Source organism: Paludibacterium purpuratum, assembly GCF_004363805.1.
Taxonomy (GTDB): domain Bacteria; phylum Pseudomonadota; class Gammaproteobacteria; order Burkholderiales; family Chromobacteriaceae; genus Paludibacterium; species Paludibacterium purpuratum.
This window is the reverse complement of the sequence record NZ_SNZP01000003.1, coordinates 258,090-276,476: the sequence shown is the minus strand read 5'-3', so window position 1 is coordinate 276,476 and position 18,387 is coordinate 258,090. Positions and strand designations below refer to the sequence as shown.

Genomic DNA, 18,387 nt, shown 5'->3' with positions numbered 1-18,387 from the left:
ATCGCCGATTTGAGCGCAATTGTTTCAAATATGGATGGCAGAAATATGACGGTGCGGCTGCAGCTTCATGACCGATCCGGGCGCCGACCTTTTGCAAACGCACATTGCCTTGCCAAAAGCGGCAAAAACAGCTAAATTTGTCGGCCTTATGCGAAAGCACGCGGGTGTAGCTCAATGGTAGAGCAGAAGCTTCCCAAGCTTACGACGAGGGTTCGATTCCCTTCACCCGCTCCAACCGACCATGCCGATCCGCCCCGTTAGTCCAACCTTTTCCCGTCTTCTGCCATGAACTGGAATTCCGGCCGACTCTGGTTGCGCATCACCGTTTATACGTCGCTGGCGTTGCTGTGCCTTGGCGTCGTGACGCAAAGTCTGATTTTTTGGCAATTCGACGAAACGGCCGTGCGCCACGCGATCGGCGAGTCGCTACGAGATACCGGCCGCCAGGTGCTGATCGAAGGCACCATCAGCCCGCGGGTGTTCCCGATTCCGGGTATCGACATCAACGATATCACCGTCAGCCAACCCGGCAGCACCGCCAAGTTTGCGAAGATCGCCCGGATGGAGGCGCGCCTGGCCTGGTGGCCGCTGCTGTTCGGCAAGCGCGAAGTGCGCTCGCTGACGCTGTATGCCCCCGAGATCGACGTCGTGCGCCAAAAAGACGGCGTCTTGTCGATCAGCGATCTGTTCATGCGCCGCGAGCAACCCGGCTTCAACATCAATCTCAACACCTTGGTCGTCCACGACGGCGTGTTCTCCTACCACGACGACATCAGCGGCGCCAAGCAACGGCTGTCGTCGATCACCATCGACGCGGATGGCCTGAAGAGCAGCGCAATGCTCAAGGCCAGCGCCGTGCTGGACGACGACACGCGCCCGCTGCGCATGGCGATGAACACCCCGCTGACCATCGACAACAACCGCCTGGACTTCGGTCAGATCGATGCCCAGGTGGAAAGCGACACGCCGACGCTCGGCAAGACGCAACTGCGCACCACCGGCGAATTGCACCTGGATTTGAACAACTTGAGCGCCGCCGGCGAGGATCTGGCGTTCGAATTCACCACCGAGCAACCGCAAAGCAGTGCCACCTTGCGGGTGCCGCACCTGGACGCCAGCCTTGAGCGGGTACAGATTCCGCAAAGCCATCTTTCGGCCAACATGCAATACGAACGCAGCCAGTATCAGTTGGAAGCCAATCTGGCCAATCTGAATATCGGCCGCAAAGCGATGAACGCCAGCCGCTTGAGCGGGGACTTCAACTGGCAGGTGGGCACGACCCGCGTCAAACTTCAACTCGATGCACCGTTCACGCTGGCCGGATTGAACGATCTACAGCTCTCGCCACTGACGCTGACCGCCCAGGCGATTACGCCGCTACTGCCGCGCGGGCAACTGATCGCCAATATGCAGGGCGCGCTGACCGGCACACTTGGCGACGAGCGCTTCGACCTGCACGGCAAGGGCAAGATCGACGGCTCGGATATCGCACTGGACGTGACGCAGTATGGGCTGATGCACCCACGCCACGAGGCGGCGCTATCGATCGGCGCGCTCGACCTGAACCGCTACTTGCCGGAAACCAAAGGCGAGGCGGTGGCGATCTTCCAGAACAAAAATCCGATTCCGCTCGACTGGATGGACTTTTTCGATCTCAACGGCAAAGTCAGCGCGGGCGAACTGTCGATGGGGCGGTTCCGCATGAAGGACGTATCGGCCTCGGTACGCATCCTGCCGCAGGAAATGGAGCTGAACCATATTTCGGCCAACATCTATAGCGGCCAACTGCAGGGCGACGCCAGCCTCAAGCGCGGGCAGACCAATCGCTACGAAGTTCGCCAGACGCTGCGCGGCATGAACATCCGCCCGCTGCTGGTGGACCTGTTCAACTTCGGCCAATTGGACGGCAAGGGTAATGGCCAGGTCATGCTGGCAGCGCAAGGCGATTCGTTCGTCGACCTGCGCAACAGCCTGAGCGGCAACGTGCAAATGAGTCTGAATCAGGGCGCGCTCACCGGTATCGACCTGGTGTCGGCGCTGAAGAACCTGCCGGCCGAACTGAAGGAAATGAACACACCGTCACGCGCCAACCAGAAAACCACTTTCTCGACGCTGCAGGCGGGCTTCCGCATGGAACAGGGCGTGGGGCGCAACCAGGATTTGAAACTGGCTTCGCAATTGGTCAACGTCAACGGCGGCGGCAAGATCGATCTGAAGCACAGCATCATCGATTACAACATGAATGTCGCAGCGAATCCGCGCGAATTCTCCAGCCTGCGCGGCGTCTCGATCCCACTGAAAATCACCGGCCCGCTGAACGCACCGGTGTATGCGCTCAACTTCAATGCCTTGGTCAAGGGTAAGAAGACCGAAACCGAGAAACAACAGGCGCTGAAGCAGGAGTTGAAGAAACAGATCACCACCATCCTGCCGTAGGGTGCAATCGCGAAGCGCACCCACCCGGCAGGCATCCCGCCCTACCCGTTCAGGATTCGCGCCTCGGCGCGCGCCAGTTGCTCCGGGCTGCCCAAGAGCACCAGGACATCGCCTTGGTTGAGCAGTTGGCTCTGGTCGAGGTCGAAATAGCGCCGGTGATTGCTGCGCATCGACTTGATGGCCACACCCAATTCGTCGAGCCGTAACGCGTGCAGCGGGTGGCCGATGGCCGCCGCCCCTTCGCATAGCACCACGCTTTGCAAGCGTGGAATACGCGCCTCGTCTTCCAGCGAATCGATATCGTCCACACCATGAAAAAAGCCGCGGAACAGTCCGTAGCGCTCTTCGCGCACACGGCGGATACGGCGCAAGACCCGCGCGAGCGGCACACCGGCCTCCATCAAGGCCTGCGAGGCCAGCATCAGGCTGCCTTCCAGCAATTCCGGCACGACTTCGTCGGCGCCGGCAGCGCGCAGGCGGTCGATATCGCCATCGTCGACCGTGCGAACGATGACCGGCAGATCGGTGCGCAACCGCTGCACGCTATTCAGAATGCGGCAGGCGGCCTCGGTGTCGTCGAAGGAGATCACCATGACCTTGGCGCGCTGGATGCCGGCGGCCAGCAGAACCTCGGTCTTGCTGGCATTGCCGAACACCACCGGATCGCCGGCATCGGCCGCTTCTTGTATCCGCACCGGATCCATATCGAGCGCGAAGAAGGGGATGTCCTCGGCGTCGAGCAGGCGGGCCAATGCCTGGCCGCTACGGCCGTAGCCGCAGATCAGCACGTGCTCGTTTTTGGACATGCTCTCCACCAGCAAGTGATGTAGATCGAAAGCCTGCATAGTCCAGTCCTGGCGCACCAGGCGGCGGGCGATGGCCTCGCCGTGCAGCAGAACGAAGGGGGCGATCAGCATGGAGAGCAGCACCGCCGCCACCGCCGCCTGGATGACGGGTTGTGCGATCAAATCCAACCGAAAAGCCAGCGTCAGCAACACGAACCCGAACTCCCCCCCCTGGGCCAGAGCCAGGCCGGCGCGCATGGCGTCCATGCTGCGATGCCCGAACAGCCGCGCCACTCCGTACACGACCGCCAATTTGACCGGCAGCAGCAGGCACACCAGCAACAGAACCAGCGCAAAATGCTCGATCAGCACCGGCAGCGACAGGCGCATGCCCACGGTCATGAAGAAGAAGCCGAGCAACAGATCGCGGAACGGCCGGATGTCCTCCTCCACTTGGTAGCGATATTCGGTTTCGGAAATCAGCATGCCGGCGACAAAGGCGCCCAGCGCCAGCGACAGGCCGGACAGCTCGGTCAACCAGGCCACGCCAAGCGTCACCAGCAGCACATTGAGCATGAAAAGCTCGCTGGAGCGCTGACGCGCCACCAGATGAAACCATGGCCGCACCAGCCGCTGTCCGACCACCAGCAGCAAGGTCAGCACCGCGACCACCTTGACCGCGGCCAGCCCGAGATCCTGCCACAGGTGTTCGGGGTTGCCGGCCATCGCCGGCAGCAGGATCAGCAACGGCACGACGGCGATGTCCTGGAACAGCAGTACGCCGATGGCCAACTGCCCGTGCGGCTGGCCAAGTTCGCGCTGTTCGGTCAAGAGGCGGCTGACGATGGCGGTGGACGACATGGCCAGCACCCCGCCCAGGGCGAAGGCCGCCTCCGCGCTACCGGTCGCCAGATAGCAGACAGCGCCGGTCAGCAGCATGGTCAGCGTGACTTGCAACAAACCAACACCGAATACCAGTTGTTGCATGGCCTTGAGCTTGGCCAGCGAAAACTCCAGCCCGATGGTGAACATCAGGAAAACGATGCCGATCTCGCCCAATAGCTCGGTCATCTCGCCCTGGGGCACCAACCCGGCGACGGCTGGGCCGGCCAGGAAACCGATGACCAGATAGGCCAGCAAGGACGGCACGCGCACCCGGCGGCACAAGGTGATGACCAGCACCACGAGCAACAAAACCTGAACGACGACGGCGAGCGAGTGCATTGAAAAAACGATCTCCCAAACTTTTATTGAAATCGAATGACATAAACAGCTGTTTCCGTAAAAGTTGCATAAAGCCTGCGACTCTTGCGGGTATAACCTTGATATAATTCACGCTTATGGAAACCCAAATTTACACGAACCGCCTGGAAAGCGCCCGTGAAGTCTTGCGTATCGAGGCTGCGGCGCTGGAGGCGCTGGCCGCGCGTTTGAATGGCGATTTCTCCCATGCAGTGGATCTGATTCTGACCTGCAAGGGCCGTCTGGTCGTCACCGGCATGGGCAAGTCGGGTCATGTGGCGCGCAAGATCGCCGCCACACTGGCCAGCACCGGCACACCGGCGTTTTTCCTGCACCCGGCCGAAGCCGTGCACGGCGACCTGGGCATGATCATGCGCGAAGACGTGCTGTTGGCGCTATCCAACTCGGGCGAGAGCGACGAAGTCTTGGCGATGTGGCCCGCGCTCAAGCGCAAAGGCATTCGCACCATCTGCATGACCGGCCGCGACGGCTCGACCATGGCCAAGCTTGCCGACGTCCATCTCGACGCGCATGTCGACAAGGAAGCCTGCCCGCTCGGGCTCGCCCCGACCACCAGCACCACGGCGCAGTTGGCGCTGGGCGATGCGCTAGCGGTCGCGCTGATGAACGAGCGCCAGTTCCGCGAAGAAGATTTCGCCATGTCGCACCCGGCCGGCAGCCTGGGGCGCCGATTGCTGGTGCGGGTGGCCGACGTGATGCACAGCGGCGAAGCATTGCCTTGCGTGCGCATTGGCGCCTCGCTCAAGGAAGCGTTGCTGGAAATGTCCACCAAGGGCCTGGGCATGACCGCGGTGATCGATGCACAAGGCGCGCTGGTCGGCGTCTACACCGATGGCGATCTGCGCCGCACGCTGGATCGGACACTCGATTTGTCCGGCATTGCCATCGAAGACGTCATGACGCGCGCGCCGCGCACCGTTGCCGAAAACTGCTTGGCCACCGAAGCCGTCGAACAGATGGAAGCCGCCAAAATCCTATGCTTGTTGGTCGTCGACGACCGGCAGCAACTGGTCGGCGCCCTCAATATGCACGACCTGTTCAAGGCCGGCGTGGTTTGATCCGCGTTCGCGCCCGACTCAAGGAATAACATGCAAGCGACACACGATCTGGCCCGCAAGGTCAGCCTGTTGATCATGGATGTGGACGGCGTGCTGACCGACGGCACGATTTTCATCACGGCCAGCGGCGAAGAGCTGAAAGGCTTCAACACGCTCGATGGCCACGGCCTGAAGATGCTTCAGTCCACCGGCGTCAAACTCGCCATCATCACCGGACGCGCCGCAGCCTGCGTCGAAGCGCGCGCCCGTGGCCTCGGCATCGACTATTACTATGCCGGCATCCACGACAAGCGCGCGGCCTTTCTGGAGCTGATCGGCAAGGCGGGCGTCGACGCCAGCCAGTGCGCCTATGTCGGCGACGACGTGGTCGACCTGCCGGTGATGTGCCGCGTCGGCATGGCCATCGCGGTGCCCGAGGCACCCAGCATCGTGCGCAAGAACGCGCATTACGTTACCGGCAACAGCGGCGGACGCGGCGCCATCCGTGAGACCTGCGAACTGATCATGCAGGCGCAAGGTACCTTCGACGGCCTGATGGCGGGCTATCTGTCATGAAAATCGGACGTTCCGCACGCCTATTCCCGATCGCACTGGTGGCATTGATGGCCTTATTGACCATCTGGCTGGATCAGGTGTCGAAGCTCGGCAGCTTCGGGCGCGAACTGGATCCGTCCAGGCCGGAATATGTCTCCGAGCACGTTCTCTCCACGCGCTTCGATACGCAAGGGCGGGTGCAACAGCGCATGGTGGCCGACAAATTGTGGCAATATCCGAATCAGAATGATCTGTATTTCGTCAAAACCACGATCGATGTATTCCAAACCGGTCAGCCAGACTACACTCTCGTTGCCGAGACAGGCCGCTACAATACGCGCACTCGGGTTGCCTACTTCGACCACAAAGCCCATCTGCAGAAACCACCCGCGGCCGGTCAACCGGCGATGACGCTCGACAGTAGCGCCATGACCGTGGACACCGTGCGCCGCTACGCCAGTTCGGCGATGCCGACCACGGTGCACTACGGTAACAGCGTAGCAAACTCGACCGGCTTCAATTATGACTACAAGACCGGCGTCGTGAATTTGCTTTCTTTCGCAAAGGCAACTTATGTCAAATAAATTCGCAGCGCTGCTGATACCGCTTGCCCTGACCGCACCGCTGGCGCACGCCGAAAAGGCCGACGCCGACAAACCCATCCAGATCAGCGCCGACCGTGCCTCGCTCGATCAACTCAAGGGCATCACCCAATGGGATGGCGCCGTGGTGGTGATTCAAGGCACCTTGCTGATGCACTCCGACCATCTGACGGTCACCCGCGACGCACAAGGCAACCAGACCATGGTGGCGACCGGCAAGCTGGTCACGTTCCGCCAAAAGGCCGACGACACCCCGGAAAAGAAGAACGTCTGGATTGATGGGCAAGCCAACCGCATCGATTACAGTACGGTCAACCATACCGCCGTACTGACGACCAATGCCCGAGTCAAGAAAGATACCGATCTGTTGATCGGCGACGTGATTGTCTACAACACGGAAACCCAGATTTACCAGAGCCAGGGCGGCGGCACGAACACCGCCAACAAGGGTCGGGTAACGGCCATCATCCAGCCGCAGAAGAAAAACGCCAGCAACGGCGCCGGAAAGCAACCATGACAGACAGTGTATTGACGGTGCAGCGCCTGAAGAAGCGCTACAAGAGCCGAACCGTAGTCAAAGATGTCTCGCTGGACATCGAAAGCGGCGAAGTCGTCGGCCTATTGGGTCCGAACGGCGCCGGCAAAACCACCAGTTTCTATATGATTGTCGGCCTGGTCGGCGTCGATGACGGCGAGATCACGCTCAACGGACAATCGATCACGCACATGCCGATCCACCGCCGCGCCAGGCTCGGCCTCGGCTATCTGCCGCAGGAGGCGTCGATTTTCCGCAAGATGACCGTGGACGAGAACATCCGCGCCATCCTGGAGATCACCGGGTTCAAAGGCGAAGAGCTGGAAAAGGAACTCGACCTGCTGCTCGACGATCTGAACATCGCGCACTTGCGTAACAGCAATGCTTTGTCGCTCTCCGGCGGCGAGCGCCGCCGGGTGGAGATCGCGCGCGTACTGGCCACGCGGCCGCGCTTCATCCTACTGGACGAACCGTTCGCCGGCGTCGACCCGATCGCGGTCATCGATATTCAGAAAATCATCTCTTTCCTGAAGGAGCGCGGCATCGGCGTACTGATCACCGACCACAACGTGCGCGAGACGCTGCGCATCTGCGACCGGGCTTATATCATCAGCGACGGCGCGGTACTGGCTTCGGGCGACCCCGAGGCGCTGGTCAGCGACGAGCGGGTGCGCAAGGTCTATCTGGGCGAGCATTTCCACTTGTAAGCATGATGAAGCAGAGCCTCCAGCTAAAAGTCTCCCAGCAGTTAACCCTGACACCGCAGTTGCAGCAGTCGATCAAGCTGCTGCAACTATCCACCGTCGAGCTGCAAGCAGAAGTCGAGCGCTACCTGCTGGAAAACCCGTTGCTGGAGCGCGCCGACGAGCCTCCGCAGAGCGACCAACAGCCGGCTGAAACGCCTGCCGTCGCCGAGCCGAGCAGCGGGCAGGAAGACTCCGCGCCCGCCGAACCTGGCATGGAGGCTTTGCAGGATTGGGGCAGCGGCGGATCGGGCGGCAGCGGCGGCTACGACGACGATTACGATCCCTTCCACAACGTACCCTGCCACCAGACGCTGCGCGAACTCCTGCTGTCGCAGTTGGGCGAAATCGCCCTGGCGCGCCGCGATCACGCAGTCGTGCAGCTTCTGATCGAAGAATTGGACGATGACGGCTATCTGACCACGTCGCTGGCCGAACTGGCCGCCACGCTGCCGACGGAACTGGACATCGACGAAACCGAACTGTCGGCCGGCCTGCACCTGTTGCAGCAATTCGATCCGCCCGGGGTCGGCGCGCGTTCGCTGTCCGAATCGCTGGCGCTGCAGTTGGATTGCCTGCCTACCGACGCGCCGGGGTTGCCGCTGGCGCGCCAGATCGTCCTCGGCCACCTGGATTTGCTCGGTGCGCGCGACTATACCCGGCTGCGCAAACTGCTCGGCGCCAATGACGAAGCCTTGCGCCTGGCGCAGGCGCTGATCGCCACCTTGAACCCCCGCCCGGCCATGGGGTTCGATGCCCGCGACACCCACTACGTCACGCCCGACGTCACCGTCAGAAAACGCAAAGGCCGCTGGGTAGCGGAGTTGAACGCCGGGGCTGTACCGCACCTGCGCGTCAACCAGATCTATGCGCAAATGCTGTCGGAAAATCGCCAACAGGCCGGCGAGATGTCGGGCCGATTGCAAGAAGCACGTTGGCTGGTCAAGAACATCCAACAGCGATTTGACACTATCCTGAAAGTGTCGGAAGCTATAGTCGACAAGCAGCAAGCGTTCTTTGAACAAGGCGAAGTGGCCATGCGGCCGATGATCCTACGCGATATCGCCGAAGAGCTCGGGCTGCATGAATCCACCGTTTCCAGAGTCACCACTCAGAAATATCTACTCTGCCCGCGCGGATTATTCGAGCTGAAATATTTCTTCGGCAGCGCCCTGGAAACCGACAGTGGCGAGGAATGCTCCGCCACGGCAATCAAGGCTCATATCCGTAAATTGATCGAGGACGAGAGCCCCGCCAAGCCTCTGTCCGATAGCGCTATTGCCGAGCAGCTATCCAGTCAGGGCATTCAGGTTGCAAGACGTACCGTTGCCAAGTATCGTGAAGCCATGCAGATCGCACCGGTCAATCAGAGAAAGGCGCTGTAGTCCAACATCCGGCTGTTCGGCCGACCCGACCGGGCAGTCATCATGGCAACAAAAAGGAGTAAGGGTTATGAACATCAAAGTGACTGGTCTTCACCTCGAGATCACCCCGTCGCTGCGCGACTACATCGAGAGCAAACTCGAGCGCATCAGCCGTCATGTCGACGACCTTATCGATGTCTCCGTCACCCTGTCCGTGGACAAACTGATCCAGAAAGCCGAGGTCAATGTTCATCTGTCCGGCAAGGACATTCACGTTGAAGCCACCGAATCCGACATGTACGCCGCCATCGATCTGCTGATGGATAAGCTGGACCGCCAAGTGCTGAAGTTCAAGGAAAAGCAAAGCGAGCACCGCGGTGCTGGCGCTCACCCGGAAGCTTCTCTGTAACGTGGTAACCCGTACCGCCGGGAACCTTCGGGTTCCCGTTTTTGTTTGTCTGACCTTTTGCAGACGCCGGCCCGTGCCGGCGCCCGATTTCCGCCAAACGATATGAAACAGATCGGTAAAATTCTCTCGCGCGACCACATCATGCTCGATCTCGACGTTAGCAGCAAAAAACGTGTTTTCGAGCAAGTCGGCCTGTTGATGGAGAATACCTGCGGCATCGCCCGCAGCGAAGTTTTCGACTGCCTGTTCGCCCGTGAAAAGTTGGGGTCGACCGGTCTCGGCCAGGGTGTGGCGATCCCGCACGGACGGGCACAGAGTCTGAAAGAGGCCGCGGCGGTCTTCATCCGCTTGAAGGCCCCGATTCCTTTCGATGCCCCCGACGGCAAACCGGTACAAAGCCTGTTCGTGCTACTGGTGCCGGAGCAGGCGACCGATCTGCATCTACAGGTGCTGTCGGAACTGGCGCAGTTATTCTCCAGCCGTCCGTTGCGCGAGCAAATGCTCGCCGCGCAAAGCGTGGACGAGCTCTATCAGATCCTGTCCGAGTGGTCGAACCATGCCTAGTATCACGGTGCGCAAGCTGTACCAGGAAAACCAGCAGAAACTCAATCTCAGCTGGGTCGTCGGCACAGCCGGCGCCGACAATATCATCGGCATCGACGATGCGCGACCGACGCTGGCATTGGTCGGCCACTTGAACTTCATCCACCCGAACCGGGTGCAGGTGCTGGGGCTGGCCGAGGTCGACTACCTGAACCGGTTGGAGCAGTCCGCCGCCAAGACCGCGCTCGACCAGCTGTTCCACAAGAGCATGTCGGTCGTGATGGTGGCCAACGGCCAGCCGGTGCCCAAACTTTTGCGCGACTATTGCCATTCGCACAGCGTACCGCTGATGTCCACGCCGCTGGAAAGCCCCTACCTGATGGATGTGCTGCGCATCTATCTGGCGCGGGCGCTGGCAGTGTCCACCGTGTTGCACGGCGTATTCCTCGACGTGCTGGAGATCGGCGTACTGATCATGGGCGACTCGGCGATGGGCAAGAGCGAACTGGCGCTGGATCTGATCTCGCGCGGTCACGGCCTGGTCGCCGACGATGCGGTCGAACTGTACCGCATCGGCCCGGAAACATTGGAGGGACGCTGCCCGCCGCTGTTGCGCGATTTCCTGGAGGTACGCGGGCTGGGCATCCTGAACATCCGCACCATTTTCGGCGAAACCGCCGTACGACCGAAAAAGGTACTGAAGCTGATCATCCACCTGGTCAAGGCCAACGACCAGGCGATGCAAGCGCTCGACCGCCTGAACATCCAGTCGGAGACCCAGGACATCCTGGGCGTCACGGTTCGCAAGGTGGTCCTGCCGGTCGCGGCCGGCCGCAACCTGGCGGTGCTGGTGGAAGCCGCTGTGCGCAACTATATACTGCAATTGCGCGGTATCGACAGCACGCGCGAATTTATCGAACGACACACCAATTTCCTCAAGGATCAGGAGCATGCAACTGATATTGATTAGCGGGCAGTCCGGCTCCGGTAAATCGATCGCATTGCGCGCTCTGGAGGATTCGGGCTTCTACTGTGTCGACAACCTGCCCGCCACCATGTTGTCCGAGGCAATGGCCCTGTACCAGGATTACGGCTTCGAACACATCGGCATCAGCGTCGACGTACGCTCCAGCCCGTCGCTCGGCGCGCTGCCGCACGAGATGCGCAAACTGCGCGAGCAAGGCGTCGACGTTCGCCTGCTGTTCCTGGAAGCGCAGGACGACACGCTGGTCAAACGTTTTTCCGAAACCCGTCGGCGCCACCCGCTCGCCGGTAACGGCCTCTTGACCATCAACGAATGCATTCTGGCCGAGAAAGACATGCTGGCCAGCATCCAGGAACTAGGTGCGCGTTTCGACACCACCGACCTGGTGCCCAATAGCTTGCGCAGTTGGGTCAAAGATCTGGTATCGGCCGACAGCAGCCGACTGACCCTGGTGCTGCAATCGTTCGGTTTCAAGCACGGCGTACCGCTCGACCTGGACTTCGCCTTCGACGTGCGTTGCCTGCCCAATCCCTATTACGTCCCCGAACTGCGCCCGCTGACCGGTTGCGACCAGCCGGTGATCGACTACTTCCAGCAAGAACCGGCGGTGGCCGAAATGACCGAGGACATCCACCGTATCATCGCGCGCTGGCTACCCTGTTTCAGTCAGGAAAGCCGCAGCTACCTGACCGTGGCCATCGGCTGTACCGGCGGGCAGCACCGCTCGGTCTACATCGCCGAGCAATTGGCACAACGTTTTTCGGATCAGCAGGTGATCATTCGCCACCGCCAACTACAACACGCCGAATAATCGGCCCGTCATAGATTGACCTCCCCATGCGCCCCATCCAAACCGTCACCGTCGCCCTGACCGGCGCCTCCGGCCTGCCCTACGGCCTACGCCTAATCGACTGCCTGATCGCCGCCGGTACGCGCGTCTGGGTGTTGTACTCCCAGGCGGCCCAAGTCGTGGCGCAGCAGGAGCTGGGTTTGACGCTGCCAAGTCGCCCGGCCGATGCAGAACAGTGGTTCATCGAGCGTAGCGGGGCGAACGCCGGGCAGTTGCGGGTATTCGGCCGCGAAGAATGGTTTGCCCCGGTCGCATCGGGCACCAACCCGGCCGACGCCATGGTGGTCTGTCCCTGCACCATGGGCACTCTAGCGTCGATCGCCCATGGTCTGTCCGACAACCTGATCGAGCGCGCCGCCGACGTCAGCCTCAAGGAAGGCCGCAAGCTGATCCTGGTTCCGCGCGAAACCCCGTTCTCGGCACTGCACCTGGAGAACATGCTCAAGCTGGCTCGCCTGGGCGCGGTGATTCTGCCGCCCTCGCCTGGCTTTTACACTCACCCGCAAACGATCGAGGACATGGTCGACTTCGTCGTGGCCCGCATCATGGATCAACTCGACATTCCCCACTCGCTGATCCGCCGCTGGGGAGAGACGCCATCGTGAGCGCTGCCATCTATAGCCAAGCCGCGCTACGCGCGCTGGAACAGCGGGCAGACGCCCTGGGCGTGGATCTGATGGCGCGCGCGGGCCAAGCGGCGGCGGACTGGATCGCCGCCCGCTGGGCGACAGGCGCGCGCATTTTGCTGGCGGCCGGTCCCGGCAACAACGGCGGCGATGCGCTGGTCGTCGCCGATTTGCTCGCACGCGGCGGTTTTCGCGTCGACGTGCTGCAGCCCCGGGCACCGCAGACACCCGCCGCCCGACAAGCCCTGGCCCGTTGGCAGGCCGCAGGCGGCACGGTACGGACGATGCTCGCCCCCCATGAGCCGCGACCGGATCTACTGGTGGACGGCCTATTCGGCATTGGCATCAGCCGGCCGTTCGACAACGACTGGTGCGCACTGATCCATCAATTAAACGCACTCGGCGCCCCGGTATTGGCGCTGGATGTGCCGACCGGCCTCGACGCCTGGCGCGGCACGGCGCTCAACGCCGTGCTACGCGCCGATGCCACGCTGACTTTCCTCTGCCACAAACCTGGACTGTTCACCGGCGAGGGCCCGGATCTGGCCGGCCAGGTGCAACTCGACACCTTGCAGCATCCCGGCTGGGCGGGCGAGGCACCGGAAGGCGCGGTGTACCACCCTGCCGGACTAGACAAGCTCAGCCGGGCGCACAACAGCCACAAAGGCAGCTACGGGTGCGTCGGTATCGTCGGCGGCAGCGAGGGCATGCTGGGTGCGGCGCTCCTGGCCGGTCGCGCGGCGCTGGCCGGCGGCGCGGGCAAGGTGCTGATCGCCGCGCTCGACCCCCGCTTGCCGGTCGATCCGCAGGCACCGGCGTTGATGATTCGCGCCGCCGACGCCCTGCCGATCTGCGACGTACTGGCACTGGGGCCGGGCATGGGACGGGAAGGCGCGGCACAAGCGCTGCTCGACGCGGCCATCGACCAACCGCTGCCGCTCGTGCTCGATGCCGACGCGCTCAATCTGCTGGCCGCAGAACCGAGCTGGCAAACTCGAATAGCCGAACGACGCGCGCCGACCGTCCTCACGCCGCATCCGGCTGAAGCCGCCCGCCTACTGGCGTGCCACACAGCGGAAATTCAAGCCGATCGTCTCGAGGCCGCGCGCCGACTTGCCGAGCGGCTGAATGCCGTCACCGTACTCAAGGGTGCAGGTTCGCTGATCGTCGGGCCCGATCGTTACTACCATGTCAATCGCAGCGGTGGACCGGCATTGGCGAGCGCAGGCCAGGGCGATGTGCTCAGCGGGCTGATCGCCGCCTTGCTGGCCCAACACATGGAGCCCTTCGCCGCCGCCTCGCTGGCCGTACACGTCCACGGACTGGCCGGCGACGCCTATACCGCCAGCCATGGCGGCCCTATCGGCCTGAGCGCCGATGCCACCGTGGTCGCCCTATCGGCCGAACTCAACCGACTGGTCGCATCGGCCAACCGCCGAACGGGCATGTATGCGCGATCATGATCAATTCGGCGCTTACGCCGCCGGCCTCGGCGCCGTGCTCGCCTGGTCGACGGTGGCCACCGCCTTCAAGATCAGCCTGGCGCACCTGTCGCCGGCACAACTGCTGTTTTGGGCCAATCTGGTTTCGTTGGCGGTGTTGCTCGGTATTCTGATCAGCCAAGGTCGACTGCTTGAGACCCGCGCAGCACTTCGGCAACATTGGCGCCGTTCGCTGCTCCTGGGGGCGGTCAACCCCTTTGCCTATTACCTCGTATTGTTCCAAGCCTATTCGCTGCTCCCCGCGCAAGAGGCGCAGGCCATCAACTATACCTGGGCGCTGACCCTGACCCTGTTGTCGGTGCCGGTTCTCAAGCAACGGCTGCGGCGGCGCGATGCACTGGCCGCCCTGGTGTGTTATCTCGGCGTGCTGGCCATCGCCACCCACGGCAAGCTCTTCAGCCTGCATTTCGGCAATCCGCGCGGCGTCATGCTGGCGCTTGTCTCGACGCTACTGTGGGCCGGCTATTGGCTGGCCAACACCCGCGACAATCGAGAACCGGTGATCGGCTTGACGCTCAATTTCTCCTGTTCGCTGCCGCTGATCGCGCTGTGGTGCGCCTGGCGCGGCGAGCTGACGCTACCATCCTGGACTGGACTTGCCGGTGCCGCCTACGTCGGCGCCTTCGAAATGGGCTTCACCTTCGTGCTGTGGCTTTTTGCCCTCAAGCGAGCGCACAGTGCCGCACGCATTGCCAATCTGATTTTTCTGTCGCCGCTGGTTTCCTTGCTACTCATTCATTGGCTACTTGGCGAGGCGATCCTGCCGTCGACGCTGGCCGGTTTGGGGCTGATCCTAGCGGGATTGCTGCTACAGAAACTGCCGGCACCGCGCGCCCTGGCACATTAGCACCCCGCTGCTTGTCGCTAAGCTCGCGACACGCGTGTTCGTTTTGATCCGAGCCAAACACTTTGCTTTAATCAAGTATTTATGATTGGGCTTTTGCATTTTACATCCAGCTTATTTACGATGAGAGTGAGTGAGGAAGCCGCCCATTATGATGAAAAGCATCAAGGCTCAATTAACCGTTTGGCTGATCGTTGGCATTACCGTGATCCTCTCGGTCATGGGCTACGTCTCGTTCAGCACCAGCAAGGCACAAGGGGAAGCCGATTATCAGGCGTTGCGAACCGCATTGCAGGAGCGCTTGGCACTATCGCTTCCTCATGGGGTGTGGCAACTCGACGATCAGTATATTCAGCTGACCCTGGACGCCGAACTCGGCTGGCAGTCGCTGATCGCCATTCGCATCAAAGGCGACGCGGGCCTGAATATCGGCCGCATCCGCGACAGCCGCGGTCTGCGCGACATGACGCCGACCGAAGAACCGGCGGCCGACGATATACTCACCATCCCTATCGTTTATCAAGGGAAGGAAAAACTCGGCGTCGCCGAGGTTTTCCTATCGCGCAGCGATCTAAACGCTCAACTACGCAGCCACCTGATGGAAAGCTTGATGCAGATCGTGCTGCTCGACGTGCTGATCCTGTTCATGATGAGTTACGCCCTCCGCCATTTCGTGTTCCATCCGCTCAAAGAGCTACAGGACGCACTGGATTTGGCGGCCAGCAGCTCCGACTTGGAGTCGGCCACCTTCAGCGTCAACCAGAAAAACGAGTTCGGCGACGTGATGCACAGTTTCAACCGCATCGTCGCGCGTATCATGGACGACCTGAAGATGCGGACTCAGGCGGAGGCGAACGCCCGCGAGGAAAAGGAAAAAGCCCAGGATGCCTACCGTCGACTGGTACAGACCCAGCAGACCCTGGTCGAATCGGAGAAACTCGCCTCGCTAGGAGGACTCGTAGCCGGCGTCGCCCACGAGATCAACACGCCGGTCGGCATTTCGCTTACAGCCGCCTCGCACTTGGCTGCCGTTACCCAACAGTTGAACAGCGAACTAGAAGCCGGCGCCATCAAGAAAAGCGATTTTCAGAACTACCTGGCGACCGCCAAGGAGAGCTGCGAGCTGATCCTCTCCAATGCCGAGCGCGCCGCCAACCTGATCCATAGCTTCAAGCAGGTGGCGGTCGACCAGACCAGCGAAGCGCGCCGCGACTTTCAGCTTGAGGATTATCTACACGAGATCATCACCAGCCTGCGCCCAAAATTCAAACGGACCTCGATCGAGATCCAGATCGACTGCGAGCCGGATCTGCTGATGGACAGCTACCCGGGTGCACTGTCCCAGGTGATGACCAATCTACTAGTGAACGCCGTCACTCACGCCTTCGACGAAAGCCAGCCCGGCCGGATCGAGATCGCCGCTCACAGGCTGGAAAACGGCTATTTGTCGCTAACGGTAAAAGATAACGGCAAAGGTATCGCACCGGAGAACATGGGCAAGATCTTCCAGCCCTTCTTCACCACGCGTCGCGGCAGCGGCGGCAGCGGGCTCGGGCTGCATATCGTCTACAATGTGGTGCGACAGCGTTTGGGTGGCAGCATCGATGTATCCAGTGCGCTTGGCGAAGGCACCGTCTTCTCGATTCGACTCCCCTGCATCGCGCCTTCGATCGCGCCCAAGGAGGGCTCCTGATGATCGACAATAACAATCAGCACGATGAGGAAAACTGGCTACTGGACGACGATCACGCCGAGGCCGACGAAGAGTCGCAGTCCCCGCGCAAGCGCCCATGGACGGTGCTGGTCGTCGACGACGAAAAAGACGTGCACACGGCGACCAGGCTAGCGATCCAGGACATCCGCTTCAAGGACAAGGGGCTGCAGCTGCTGTACGCTTCGTCAGCCGAAGAGGGATTCCGGATGATCACCGAGCATCCGGATACCGCACTGATCCTATTGGATGTGGTGATGGAAACCGACGATGCCGGCCTTAAACTTGTGCGCCGCATCCGCGGGGAGCTCAACAACCAGACCGTTCGCATCGTCTTGCGCACCGGCCAGCCCGGCCAGGCGCCCGAGCAGGAAGTCATCCTCGATTACGACATCAACGACTACAAAACCAAGACCGAACTGACCGTACAAAAACTGTTCACCACGGTCATTTCGTCGCTGCGCGCACACGAAAATCTGCTCACCATCGAGAAAAACCGCCAGGGCCTGGCCAAAATACTGGAAGGCGCGGGCGATCTCTACCAATTACACTCGCTCAAGGAGTTCGCCTCGGGCGTACTCAAACAGGTCAGCACCCTGCTGGATGTCGGCATGGACGGCATTCTGTGCGTGGAAAACGGCAACCAGGTCAATGGCCGCTTGGCCGTCGAGGTGATCGCCGCCACCGGCTCCTACGAATACCTGACCCATACCAACGACTTCAGCTCCCTGCCGGAGCTGGCCGAGGCCATTCACGAATCGCTGACCCAGAAGAAAAGCATTTACCGCCACCCCTACGACGTGCTGTACATCACTTCGCAAAACAATCGCGAGTTCGTGGTGCATTTCAGCCCGCCCTGGCCGCTGGAGGACGTCGAGCGCAATCTGCTGGAGGTATTCTGCCAGCGCATCTCCGCCGCCTACGACAACCTCTACCTCTACCAGCAACTGCGCAAGTCGCAAGAGGCCACCGTGGTCGCGCTGGCCGACCTGGCTGAATTTCGCGATTCCGATACCGGTCAGCATGTGCTGCGCGTACAGAAATTGACTGATGCGCTTGCTGAAGAATTGAAGAAGATGAAGCACTATCCGCAGGACTTGACCGCGGAGTTTATGGAAATGATCGGCATGGCCAGCATCTTGCACGACGTCGGCAAGGTCGGCACGCCGGATCATATCCTGTTCAAGCCCGGCAAGCTGGATCCGGACGAGCGCACCATCATGGAACAACACGCCAATATCGGCGCGCAGATTCTGCACAAAGCCAGCCTGATGGTCGAAGGTAACAGCTACTTGGCGTTCGGCAGCGAAATCGCCGCCAGTCATCATGAGCACTACGATGGTTGCGGCTATCCGCAGCGCAAGCGTGGCGAGGATATCCCGCTATCCGCCCGTATCGTCGCGGTGGTGGATGTGTTCGACGCCTTGCTGCACAAGCGTCCGTACAAAGAGCCCTGGACACTGAAGGACACCATGGATTACATCAGGCAGCGCGCAGGGAGTCAGTTCGACCCGCATGTCGTGACCGCGCTGATCACGCTGGTGGAAGAGGATCGGCTGCCGTTCGACGTCTGACAAGAAGGAAGTGCGGTGCTTCG

At 61.3% G+C, this 18,387-nt stretch carries 17 protein-coding genes and 1 tRNA gene; 17 read left to right on the top strand and 1 reads right to left on the bottom strand.

Annotated elements, in window-relative coordinates; translation table 11 throughout:
• Window positions 1-160: 160 nt before the first annotated feature.
• A tRNA-Gly gene (locus DFP86_RS05330) sits at window positions 161-234 on the top strand.
• Between the two features lie 51 nt (window positions 235-285).
• Window positions 286-2,436 carry an AsmA family protein gene (locus tag DFP86_RS05325; protein WP_133678969.1) on the top strand — a complete coding sequence of 717 codons (2,151 nt, stop codon included), beginning with the start codon at window positions 286-288 and terminating at the stop codon, window positions 2,434-2,436.
• A gap of 41 nt (window positions 2,437-2,477) precedes the next feature.
• Here the strand turns inward: DFP86_RS05325 and DFP86_RS05320 are convergent, their stop codons facing one another.
• Window positions 2,478-4,445 carry a monovalent cation:proton antiporter-2 (CPA2) family protein gene (locus DFP86_RS05320; protein WP_133678968.1) on the bottom strand — a complete coding sequence of 656 codons (1,968 nt, stop codon included), beginning with the start codon at window positions 4,443-4,445 and terminating at the stop codon, window positions 2,478-2,480.
• Window positions 4,446-4,561: 116 nt separating this feature from the next.
• Between DFP86_RS05320 and DFP86_RS05315 the strand changes: the two genes are divergently transcribed.
• The 15 genes from DFP86_RS05315 (at window position 4,562) to DFP86_RS05245 (ending at window position 18,364) form a co-directional block, all read left to right on the top strand.
• Window positions 4,562-5,542, top strand: a complete 981-nt coding sequence (locus DFP86_RS05315) for a KpsF/GutQ family sugar-phosphate isomerase (RefSeq protein ID WP_133678967.1) — start codon at window positions 4,562-4,564, stop codon at window positions 5,540-5,542.
• Between the two features lie 30 nt (window positions 5,543-5,572).
• The gene (locus DFP86_RS05310; RefSeq protein WP_133678966.1) at window positions 5,573-6,097 is read left to right on the top strand and encodes a KdsC family phosphatase; all 525 of its coding nucleotides are present in this window, start codon (window positions 5,573-5,575) and stop codon (window positions 6,095-6,097) included.
• Window positions 6,094-6,660, top strand: coding sequence for an LPS export ABC transporter periplasmic protein LptC (lptC, locus tag DFP86_RS05305; RefSeq protein ID WP_133678965.1), 567 nt, complete (start codon window positions 6,094-6,096; stop codon window positions 6,658-6,660). The genes DFP86_RS05310 and lptC overlap by 4 nt, the downstream gene beginning before the upstream one ends.
• Window positions 6,650-7,195, top strand: coding sequence for a lipopolysaccharide transport periplasmic protein LptA (gene lptA, locus DFP86_RS05300; protein WP_133678964.1), 546 nt, complete (start codon window positions 6,650-6,652; stop codon window positions 7,193-7,195). Before lptC ends, lptA begins: the two co-directional genes overlap by 11 nt.
• Window positions 7,192-7,920: an LPS export ABC transporter ATP-binding protein gene (gene lptB, locus DFP86_RS05295; protein ID WP_133678963.1), complete on the top strand. Its 729-nt coding sequence runs from the start codon at window positions 7,192-7,194 to the stop codon at window positions 7,918-7,920. Before lptA ends, lptB begins: the two co-directional genes overlap by 4 nt.
• A gap of 5 nt (window positions 7,921-7,925) precedes the next feature.
• Window positions 7,926-9,341 carry an RNA polymerase factor sigma-54 gene (locus tag DFP86_RS05290; protein WP_133678995.1) on the top strand — a complete coding sequence of 472 codons (1,416 nt, stop codon included), beginning with the start codon at window positions 7,926-7,928 and terminating at the stop codon, window positions 9,339-9,341.
• Between the two features lie 67 nt (window positions 9,342-9,408).
• Complete coding sequence (gene hpf, locus DFP86_RS05285) at window positions 9,409-9,729, top strand: ribosome hibernation-promoting factor, HPF/YfiA family (protein ID WP_133678962.1); 321 nt, start codon at window positions 9,409-9,411, stop codon at window positions 9,727-9,729.
• A gap of 102 nt (window positions 9,730-9,831) precedes the next feature.
• Window positions 9,832-10,293 (top strand): PTS IIA-like nitrogen regulatory protein PtsN, encoded by a 462-nt coding sequence (gene ptsN, locus DFP86_RS05280; protein ID WP_133678961.1) that lies wholly within the window; start codon window positions 9,832-9,834, stop codon window positions 10,291-10,293.
• Complete coding sequence (gene hprK / locus DFP86_RS05275) at window positions 10,286-11,242, top strand: HPr(Ser) kinase/phosphatase (protein ID WP_133678960.1); 957 nt, start codon at window positions 10,286-10,288, stop codon at window positions 11,240-11,242. The genes ptsN and hprK overlap by 8 nt, the downstream gene beginning before the upstream one ends.
• Window positions 11,223-12,068: an RNase adapter RapZ gene (gene rapZ / locus DFP86_RS05270; RefSeq protein ID WP_133678959.1), complete on the top strand. Its 846-nt coding sequence runs from the start codon at window positions 11,223-11,225 to the stop codon at window positions 12,066-12,068. Before hprK ends, rapZ begins: the two co-directional genes overlap by 20 nt.
• A gap of 26 nt (window positions 12,069-12,094) precedes the next feature.
• Entirely contained in the window at window positions 12,095-12,712 is a 618-nt protein-coding gene (locus tag DFP86_RS05265; protein WP_133678958.1) for a flavin prenyltransferase UbiX, read from the top strand.
• Entirely contained in the window at window positions 12,709-14,196 is a 1,488-nt protein-coding gene (locus tag DFP86_RS05260) for an NAD(P)H-hydrate dehydratase (protein ID WP_243729309.1), read from the top strand. Before DFP86_RS05265 ends, DFP86_RS05260 begins: the two co-directional genes overlap by 4 nt.
• Entirely contained in the window at window positions 14,183-15,082 is a 900-nt protein-coding gene (locus tag DFP86_RS05255) for a DMT family transporter (RefSeq protein ID WP_133678957.1), read from the top strand. The genes DFP86_RS05260 and DFP86_RS05255 overlap by 14 nt, the downstream gene beginning before the upstream one ends.
• Window positions 15,083-15,230: 148 nt before the next feature.
• Window positions 15,231-16,772 (top strand): sensor histidine kinase, encoded by a 1,542-nt coding sequence (locus tag DFP86_RS05250; RefSeq protein WP_133678956.1) that lies wholly within the window; start codon window positions 15,231-15,233, stop codon window positions 16,770-16,772.
• Window positions 16,772-18,364 (top strand): DUF3369 domain-containing protein, encoded by a 1,593-nt coding sequence (locus tag DFP86_RS05245; RefSeq protein ID WP_133678955.1) that lies wholly within the window; start codon window positions 16,772-16,774, stop codon window positions 18,362-18,364. The genes DFP86_RS05250 and DFP86_RS05245 overlap by 1 nt, the downstream gene beginning before the upstream one ends.
• Window positions 18,365-18,387: the final 23 nt, after the last annotated feature.

What these genes read in the sequence shown, in the direction of transcription:
- lptB (WP_133678963.1), top strand. Translation starts at nt 7,192, where the DNA reads ATGACAGACAGTGTATTGACGGTGCAGCGCCTGAAGAAGCGCTACAAG.
- lptA (WP_133678964.1), top strand. Translation starts at nt 6,650, where the DNA reads ATGTCAAATAAATTCGCAGCGCTGCTGATACCGCTTGCCCTGACCGCA.
- hprK (WP_133678960.1), top strand. Translation starts at nt 10,286, where the DNA reads ATGCCTAGTATCACGGTGCGCAAGCTGTACCAGGAAAACCAGCAGAAA.
- DFP86_RS05245 (WP_133678955.1), top strand. Translation starts at nt 16,772, where the DNA reads ATGATCGACAATAACAATCAGCACGATGAGGAAAACTGGCTACTGGAC.
- DFP86_RS05250 (WP_133678956.1), top strand. Translation starts at nt 15,231, where the DNA reads ATGATGAAAAGCATCAAGGCTCAATTAACCGTTTGGCTGATCGTTGGC.
- rapZ (WP_133678959.1), top strand. Translation starts at nt 11,223, where the DNA reads ATGCAACTGATATTGATTAGCGGGCAGTCCGGCTCCGGTAAATCGATC.
- DFP86_RS05315 (WP_133678967.1), top strand. Translation starts at nt 4,562, where the DNA reads ATGGAAACCCAAATTTACACGAACCGCCTGGAAAGCGCCCGTGAAGTC.
- DFP86_RS05255 (WP_133678957.1), top strand. Translation starts at nt 14,183, where the DNA reads ATGCGCGATCATGATCAATTCGGCGCTTACGCCGCCGGCCTCGGCGCC.
- hpf (WP_133678962.1), top strand. Translation starts at nt 9,409, where the DNA reads ATGAACATCAAAGTGACTGGTCTTCACCTCGAGATCACCCCGTCGCTG.
- ptsN (WP_133678961.1), top strand. Translation starts at nt 9,832, where the DNA reads ATGAAACAGATCGGTAAAATTCTCTCGCGCGACCACATCATGCTCGAT.
- DFP86_RS05265 (WP_133678958.1), top strand. Translation starts at nt 12,095, where the DNA reads ATGCGCCCCATCCAAACCGTCACCGTCGCCCTGACCGGCGCCTCCGGC.
- lptC (WP_133678965.1), top strand. Translation starts at nt 6,094, where the DNA reads ATGAAAATCGGACGTTCCGCACGCCTATTCCCGATCGCACTGGTGGCA.
- DFP86_RS05320 (WP_133678968.1), bottom strand. Translation starts at nt 4,445, where the DNA reads ATGCACTCGCTCGCCGTCGTCGTTCAGGTTTTGTTGCTCGTGGTGCTG.
- DFP86_RS05290 (WP_133678995.1), top strand. Translation starts at nt 7,926, where the DNA reads ATGAAGCAGAGCCTCCAGCTAAAAGTCTCCCAGCAGTTAACCCTGACA.
- DFP86_RS05325 (WP_133678969.1), top strand. Translation starts at nt 286, where the DNA reads ATGAACTGGAATTCCGGCCGACTCTGGTTGCGCATCACCGTTTATACG.
- DFP86_RS05310 (WP_133678966.1), top strand. Translation starts at nt 5,573, where the DNA reads ATGCAAGCGACACACGATCTGGCCCGCAAGGTCAGCCTGTTGATCATG.